Origin of the sequence: Paracoccus chinensis, from assembly GCF_900102885.1 — a bacterium.
GTDB lineage: Bacteria > Pseudomonadota > Alphaproteobacteria > Rhodobacterales > Rhodobacteraceae > Paracoccus > Paracoccus chinensis.
The window spans coordinates 1-7,334 of sequence record NZ_FNGE01000038.1 but is presented as its reverse complement, the minus strand read 5'-3'; the positions used below and the strand labels follow the sequence as shown (position 1 = coordinate 7,334).

The 7,334-nt window shown below is 61.4% G+C and carries 10 protein-coding genes; 8 read left to right on the top strand and 2 right to left on the bottom strand.

Annotated elements, in window-relative coordinates:
- Window positions 1-92: 92 nt before the first annotated feature.
- From BLQ03_RS17060 to BLQ03_RS17030, 8 genes are all read left to right on the top strand, one after another.
- Window positions 93-437 carry a hypothetical protein gene (locus BLQ03_RS17060; protein WP_090757502.1) on the top strand — a complete coding sequence of 115 codons (345 nt, stop codon included), beginning with the start codon at window positions 93-95 and terminating at the stop codon, window positions 435-437.
- A gap of 47 nt (window positions 438-484) precedes the next feature.
- Complete coding sequence (locus tag BLQ03_RS17055; RefSeq protein WP_139166796.1) at window positions 485-1,345, top strand: hypothetical protein; 861 nt, start codon at window positions 485-487, stop codon at window positions 1,343-1,345.
- A gap of 262 nt (window positions 1,346-1,607) precedes the next feature.
- Entirely contained in the window at window positions 1,608-1,811 is a 204-nt protein-coding gene (locus BLQ03_RS17050; protein WP_139166795.1) for a hypothetical protein, read from the top strand.
- Window positions 1,812-1,850: 39 nt separating this feature from the next.
- Window positions 1,851-1,988, top strand: coding sequence for a hypothetical protein (locus BLQ03_RS18475; protein ID WP_175558939.1), 138 nt, complete (start codon window positions 1,851-1,853; stop codon window positions 1,986-1,988).
- A gap of 188 nt (window positions 1,989-2,176) precedes the next feature.
- On the top strand, window positions 2,177-2,752 hold the full coding sequence (locus tag BLQ03_RS17045) for an HdeD family acid-resistance protein (RefSeq protein ID WP_090757499.1): 576 nt from the start codon (window positions 2,177-2,179) through the stop codon (window positions 2,750-2,752).
- Between the two features lie 296 nt (window positions 2,753-3,048).
- Complete coding sequence (locus tag BLQ03_RS17040) at window positions 3,049-3,372, top strand: hypothetical protein (RefSeq protein WP_090757498.1); 324 nt, start codon at window positions 3,049-3,051, stop codon at window positions 3,370-3,372.
- Window positions 3,373-4,265: 893 nt separating this feature from the next.
- Window positions 4,266-5,582, top strand: coding sequence for a Na+/H+ antiporter NhaA (gene nhaA, locus BLQ03_RS17035; RefSeq protein WP_090757497.1), 1,317 nt, complete (start codon window positions 4,266-4,268; stop codon window positions 5,580-5,582).
- A 406-nt stretch (window positions 5,583-5,988) separates the two neighbouring features.
- Entirely contained in the window at window positions 5,989-6,267 is a 279-nt protein-coding gene (locus BLQ03_RS17030) for a hypothetical protein (RefSeq protein ID WP_139166794.1), read from the top strand.
- 256 nt (window positions 6,268-6,523) lie between these two features.
- Here BLQ03_RS17030 and BLQ03_RS17025 read toward each other — a convergent pair whose 3' ends face one another.
- Both BLQ03_RS17025 and BLQ03_RS17020 read right to left on the bottom strand, forming a co-directional pair.
- The gene (locus BLQ03_RS17025; RefSeq protein WP_090757495.1) at window positions 6,524-6,715 is read right to left on the bottom strand and encodes a hypothetical protein; all 192 of its coding nucleotides are present in this window, start codon (window positions 6,713-6,715) and stop codon (window positions 6,524-6,526) included.
- 48 nt (window positions 6,716-6,763) lie between these two features.
- Window positions 6,764-6,997, bottom strand: a complete 234-nt coding sequence (locus tag BLQ03_RS17020; RefSeq protein ID WP_090757494.1) for a hypothetical protein — start codon at window positions 6,995-6,997, stop codon at window positions 6,764-6,766.
- Window positions 6,998-7,334: the final 337 nt, after the last annotated feature.

The window sequence follows — 7,334 nt, the reverse complement described above, 5'->3', positions numbered from 1 at the left end:
AGTGACCTGAAAAAGGCGCTGAGTCGGGATCAGGCCAGGACCGAAATGAGCAATCACAGCGATGCGGCGCATTCTCCGCAGGAGGGCTTGAAATGAACACTCCCGAATGGCTCAAACCGGGCCTCTATGGCGCGCTGATCGGCGCGGTATCCGTCGGTGTCGTCGGTTTCACTTGGGGCGGCTGGGTGACGGGCGGAACCGCCAATGACAGGGCACTGGCGATGTCCCGGGGCGATGTCGTTGCCTCCATGGTGCCGGTCTGCCTCGACATGGCGCAATCCGACCCTGCACGGGCGGAGAAGCTGGACACGATCCGGGCCGCCTCGACCTATCAGCGACGCGATGCCGTCATGGCCGCCGGCTGGGCGACGGTTCCCGGAATCGATGCTCCCGACCGGGACATCGCGCAAGCATGTCTCGCCGCTCTCGAGCTTTGAGCGACAAGAGAATACCTCACACCAAGTCACTCGGAGTGGAACAGGCCATGGTACAGGTGGGCACTCTGCTGGCGCCATATTCGGAGACAACCGATCGAGGAAGACGAGTACGCGGCAAAAAACCAACTAGACATCTGCTGGCACGGCTGACCTCGAAGCTGGCTTTCCTGGCCGGCATGGTCGCGTCCATGGCCTTTCCCGTCTTTGCCCAGGATGGCACCGGCCCGATGCCTGAGAACGCTCAGGCGCGTAGCTATGGTAGCGGATGGGTCTGCGATCTTGGCTACCGGGCGAAGGGCGCCGATTGCCTGGCACTCGATATCCCGGAGCACGCCTATGCAACCGGGGGCTCCTATGGGACGGGCTGGGAGTGCAGCCGTGGGTATGAGGAGGTGAACGGGACGTCGTGCAATCCGATCCCGGTGCCCGCCAACGCCTTTCTCCGGTCTTCCGGCTACGATTGGCAATGCGAACGCGGGTACAGGGAAGAGCGCGACGCATGTGTGCCCATCGTTCTACCAGAGCATGCCTATCTGACAGAGGAGACCTCGGGGCCGGGTTGGATATGTGATCGCGGTTTCACGGCGGCTGCGGGGAGGTGCCTCCCGATTCTGGTGCCGGAGAACGGCTACCTGACGAACGCAAGCTACGGCGCCGCCTGGGCTTGCGAGAGAGGGTTCGTGGAGAACGACGGCGGTTGCGACGCCATTGTTCTGCCGGCGAATGCCTTTCTTGACCAGGACTCCTATGGGCTGGGCTGGCGCTGTGAGCGTGGATACGAGCCGCTGAGCGGCGCCTGCGTCGCCATCGATCTGCCGGAGAACGCGCATCTCGATCATTCCGGCAACAGGTGGAGCTGCAACTCAGGTTACCAGCTCTCCGGCGAGGCGTGCATCCTTGGAAGATGATGTTGACAAGACCATACTCGGCCCTCCGTCGCAGCCCGAAGGACAGCGGGGCGTTCAGCGCGAAGGTAGCGGACCTCCCGGACCTGTTCCGGGGACGCTTTCGTAACGCAAGGATGAGATCCTGCCCGCCGTTGTAAAAGCGCTGAAAGACGAGGAGGCCAGCACCCATTCGGCCCAACAAGGCGCGCAGGTGGCGCGCATGGCGATGGGAGCCGGGACCGATACGTCCGACGAGAGAGACCGGGGCCCTGTTGGGAGTTCGATGATGGAGCTGCTGAACGAGCAAGCGCTGCAAGCGCGGACCGCGATGACGGCCGGACGCGTCCGGAGGCTGGCAGAGGTGATTGAGGTGCAAAGCGCCTTCATGGCTGGAAGCTTCCAGCGAATGGCGCAGTTCAATGACCCCTATCTTGGCGTCATTCGCAGCTGGCGGGACGTCTCTTCCTTCCCGTCGGCACGCCGCTGAAGGTCGGCACGGCCTCAGCCGTTCAGGAAAGGAGATCCCATGGCACAGGAAACCGGGTCGGTCCGGGGTGCCGTTTGCACGCCCACTGCTCAGATCATCCCGATCGTCGAGGAGCAGGTTGTCGTCCTTGGCGAGACACAGCAAGGTCCGCGCCAAGACCGCGTGGTTGGTATCTGATTTCCCATATGAGCGAGGACAGCGTTTGCCCGGAAAGCGCTGCCTGAATATCGTAGCCAGATCCGTGAGCATGGCTGAAGACAGCATGAGGATCACTTGGTAAAATCCGGGTGGGTGTTCTTGCTGGACGCCCGCGCTTTTCAGGTCGAACACGGCGCACGTGTTTTCCTCTCTGAGCAGGAGCCACCATGAGCCTTTCCGTCACAGCCGCCGCCGAGGTCTTCCGGCAGGCGCTGCGCGACTCCGTTCGCCGCCATTCCTTCTGGTATCTCGTGCAGGGAGTCATCCTGATCGCGGCCGGGGTGCTGTCGATCATCTATCCGGTGATTTCCACCGTCGCCGTGGTCACGCTTCTGGGTTGGCTCCTGATCATCAGTGGGGTTGCGCAGGGGATCAGCCTGATCGGTGCCGGGCAGGCACCGCATTTCTGGCTGCAATTGATATCGGTCGCGTTGGCGATCCTGATCGGCTTGCTGTTCCTGCGCGATCCCGGCCAGAGCATTCTCGTGCTGACACTGCTGCTGATCGTCTTTTTCATGATCGAGGGCATCTCGAAAGTGGTATTGTCACTGACGATCCGTCCCTTCCCGAACTGGGGGTGGATCTTCGCCAGCGGCCTTGTCGGGATCATGCTTTCGCTGATCCTCTGGGCCAGCATGCCTGTTACGGCATGGTGGCTGATCGGGCTGATGCTGGGCATCGAGTTGATCAGCGTTGGCGGAGCGCTTGCCTGGCTGGCGTGGCAGGTGCGCCAGGGGGCCTGAATGGCCGGAACGAAGGACAGCAGGCGGAGCAAAGGCGAGAGCCACTACGTGCGTGGCTCCCGCGCGTCAGGTTTTCCTTGGTGTCGCTGGTGCCGGGACTGAATACCATCGCACAGCGTCTAGCCTGCGGCTGAAAAAGGGAGTCGCGGGCGACTTTCTCTCTGGCCCACGGCTCGACATCTTGCTGCCGTGCATGAGATGGCTGGCACAACCGCAGGTCTTCGGCCTGAGTGCGGGACGGGACTGGGCCCGCGCGTGAGCAACTTCGTCGGACATGCATTGGAGGCCCACAAGGCATGATCGTTCTGCTGGCTGCCTGGCTCGTCGGCGCTCTCCTGATTGTTCTGCTTGCCTGGATGGGCCGGAAGCTGCTCGGGCTTCCGCTCACGAGGCGCTCCGCGATCCTGTCGGTGGGATCTGCAACCCTGACCACCTTTTTCCTGTGGAACTTCGCGGGGGGCGACGGCGGGCTTGATCGCCGGTCCGCTGGACTGTTCAACTCCGAACACCTTGCCCTTGTTGTTCCGCAAGGTTTGCTGGCCCTGTTTGCGGCGCTCCTGGCGGCGGGAGGGCGCTCCCCAACCGCCAGGATAGGGCGTGGCGGCGGGCCGCAAGAATAGTTCGCCATCAATTCGTTGGCTTGCGAGAGAGTTTCCAGGAGGGCGATGTAATAGCGCCCGCTGGTCCCTACATCTGTAATGACCCTCCGGTATCTTCCGCGGGGTTGCATGGAGGGCCCGACAATGGGCGCCGACGACAGGATGCCTGGCGATGGCCAGCACGCGAACCAGATCACCGAACCCACCCAGGAAAGACTGGCCGGCGGGAATGGTGCAGACCAAAAGCGAGATGACGGGCGCCCCGGCCGTGGTCCCGAAGGCCAGGCGCGCCCGGGCAATGCAGATCGGACCTAACTTCTGGCGTCTGCATCAATGGGAGGATGATGGTGGAGCTTTCGTTTTCCCCGTGCCATTCAGGAATCTTCGCCGAGGAGCAGAGCAAGGTCCGGGCCGACGCCGCGTGATTGGTATCTGAACTCCGATACGAGCGAGGATAGCGCGGCGGGGTCAAACCCGCCGCGTCTGCGTCGCAGGGTGGACATAAATGAAGCCACTGACCGCCACTTCGTTGTATCGTTCGTGCAGAGCAGGGATGTTGCTTCGGGATCTCTCTGCGGGACATTCCAAGATCATAGGCTCGGCTTGTTCCAGGAACAGGCGAGGAAGATCGCCAGATTAGGACAAGCTTTTTTGAAACTTCAGCTCTGTTGATTGCTCTTCGGGCGCACTCATATTGGCCACACACATCTGAACTATTCAATTGCGATGAATGCAGCTGTCAGCGCACGAAGAAGAAATGCGCCCCTTTCTGCCTAACAGCCGCAATCCCGCGGTATGATGGTGCGATCATGTCAAGGAACTGAAAGAGTGGCCTGCGAGCAGGAGCTGTCGAGACTTCACCGTATTACGCACCTCTCCACAGTCGATGCGCCCCCTCAGATGGGACCACTGAGATGAACGGACCTCAGTCCGGCCTTCCAAGAGAGCCTGTCAATCGGTTGACCCGTCCTTTCCTGCGCTTCCTCCGCATCGAAGCGATGGCGGGTATCATCCTGCTGGGCAGCACACTGCTGGCGCTCGTTCTTGCAAACTCTCCAAGCTCCGATTCATTTCTGGCGTTCTGGGATCTCCCGGCGGGCATCTATGTGGGTGGGGTCGAAGTATCCAGATCGATCAAGCATTGGATCAACGATGGCCTGATGACCTTCTTCTTCTTCGTGATTTCGCTCGAACTGAAGCGGGAAATCGTGCTGGGCGAGCTGCGTCATCCCCGTATGGCCGCCGTGCCCATCGCTGCCGCCGTTGGCGGAATGATTGTGCCTGTGGGTGTCTTCCTGTTGATCGTCGGGACGGGATCGGGCGCCCGCGGCTGGGGCACGGTGATGTCGACCGACACGGCATTTGTCATTGGCTGTCTGGCCGTCCTCGGATCACGAGTGCCGATCAGCTTGCGTCTTTTCCTGCTTTCCCTCGCCATCTTCGATGACGTTGGAGCGATCTTGGTGGTCGCCGTATTCTACGGCGAAGGCCTGAACTTGATGCCGCTCGTTGCCACCGCTCTGGGCCTTGTCCTGGTGACGGTGATCGCCCGCGTTGGCGTTCGGGTCATTCCGATCTACTTCGCACTCGGCGGAGGCATCTGGTTCGCGCTTGATGCGTCGGGGATCCATGCAACGCTCACGGGTGTGCTCCTCGGATTGATGACCCCAGCGCGCAGCTGGGTGAGCGACCGTCGACTGCATGCCATCCTGGACCGCGTCACGGCTTATCCGCCCGGGGACCACTGGACCGGCGACATGGCCGCCCGCGGTGACCTCTACCAGGCGGGGGTCGCAACTCGAGAAGTGCTGTCGCCCGTCGAGCGACTGGAGATGGCTCTCCATCCCTGGGTGGCCTTCGTGATCCTGCCGCTGTTTGCCTTGGCCAATGCCGGGGTGCCGTTCGCACGCGCGGACTTTGACCCCGTGCTCACAACGGCCATCGTTGCAGCCTTCGTCATCGGCAAACCTTCTGGCGTGTTCCTGTTCAGCCTCCTGGCGGTGAAGTCAGGGTTGGGGGTCCGGCCTCAATCCCTGTCCTGGAGCCTGCTTGCCGCCGGAGGGCTGCTGACAGGAGTGGGCTTCACGATGGCCCTGTTCATGGCCGACCTTTCCTTCGAGGCCCACATTCTTGACTCGGTCAAGCTCAGCATTCTCGGCGCATCAGTCATCTCGGCCTTGATGGGACTCATAGCATTGGCTTGGATTACCTCCTCTGGGTCAAGACGATGAGCTGCAGGTCCTCATCTCAGAAACGCTAGGCGTTGTGTTCGACAGTTCACTGGTGCGTGCCACCGAGGGGCTCGCATAAATAGTGTTCAGGGGACTGCCGCCTGCCGCGTGTCGATGACCTCCTGCTCGAGGGCTATGATGTTCTCTTCGAGGGTCATGGGCATTCCTTCATCTCGTCCGGGTGCGACCAGGCGTTCATGGTTCGTCGGCCTGTATCTCCAACGCGCTCAAGTCAGATGGCGGTCCATGACCATACGGCAGAGCCGCCGGCCGACATCATGACAAATCGCCATAATTCTCGGGCAAACGAAAATAATTCCTCAGGGCGATGTAACGGTGCTCCTGGGTCCCCATGTCTATGACGATCCTTCGGTATCTCCTGCGGGGTCTCATGGAGGACCCAGCATTGGGTGCCGACGACAAGATGCCCGGTGACGGCCGGCCCGCGAACCAGATCACCAGATCCACCCAGGACAGCATGGCCAGCGAGGATAATGCTGGCCAAGCCGAGATGCCAGGCGCTCAGGTGGTGATCCTGAAGACCGGACGCGCCCTTCCGCTGCGGATCGGGCGTGACGTTTGGCGTCTGTATGGATGGGAGGATGATGGAGCAAATGTCATCTTCCCGGCGCAGTTCAGGAATCCTCCCCGGATGGCAGAGCAAGGTCCGGTGAACGCCGTGTGACTGGTATCTGTAGTCCGAGATGGGTGAGGGCGACGCGGCGGGATGAAACCCGCCGCGTCTGCATAAGCGAGGTCCCCTTGCGAGCTGGCGGCAAGTTGGGCCTGGCCCCATGGAGTGGTTCGGTTTGCATCTCGGTGCATGATGGTCTTGCACTGTGACCTGCTACCGGACTCGGCCACCCGGCTGGTCTTCTCCGGGGACTTTCTCGGACAGGGCGGGCAGCTCGTGTTGCGCAGGTGGAGCCAATCGTCGAGGGTCAATCTTCCGTTGGAGGCAAGACACCGGCGGCAACCAGCCTGTCGATCTCGTCGTCGGCGTCCCTGTGGTTCAGGAATATGCCGCCGCCCTCATGCGAGAAGTGTGCCAGCTGGACTTTCTCGTTGTAGGCATCGGCTACTTGAATCATGTCGTTGGCGAGCAAAATCTTGTAGTCGGCTCGTGACTGCATGGCTTCTCCCTTCTTGATGGGTGCTCGCCGGTCAGTCCTGGGCCAATCTCACCAGTTGCGAAAGCTTGAGGGATATGCACCAAGCCAGGTGCCTCCATCACGGAACTCGGCGGCGAGCCGTCTGGCCTCGGATTTCATGTCGAGGTAACGCCCGAACTCATGGCCGCAGCCCTTGCACCTTGCGAAGCTGTCCCCGGTCAGCGTGGCATCAGTGGTGATGAGCGTGACCGGGTCGGCGCTGCAGACCGGGCACTTGAGAGTGACGGTTATCTGGTCCGGCATGGTCGTTCTCCTGGCTCGGTTGGAACTATCGGGTAGCTGCGGACAGCCGTGTCACAGAGGAAGGCGGTCCGAGACGAGTGTTTCGGTCAAGTGTAGTGCCTGTCCTGCGCCTCCCTGAGAAGCAGGTCGGCATTCGCACCATCCTGCCTGAGCCGGTCAAACAGAAGCTGGGTCATGCCGTTGCCGAGGTCATGCGAGGCGTCGGCGGCCGTGGCAATGATCTTCGCGACATTCGGGTCCAGTGGCCTGCTGCCGGTTTCGTGGACACGAAGATAAGATCGTGACCAAGGGACTGGAGATCACACATGACGAGACGGAAGTTCAGCCGCGAGTTCAA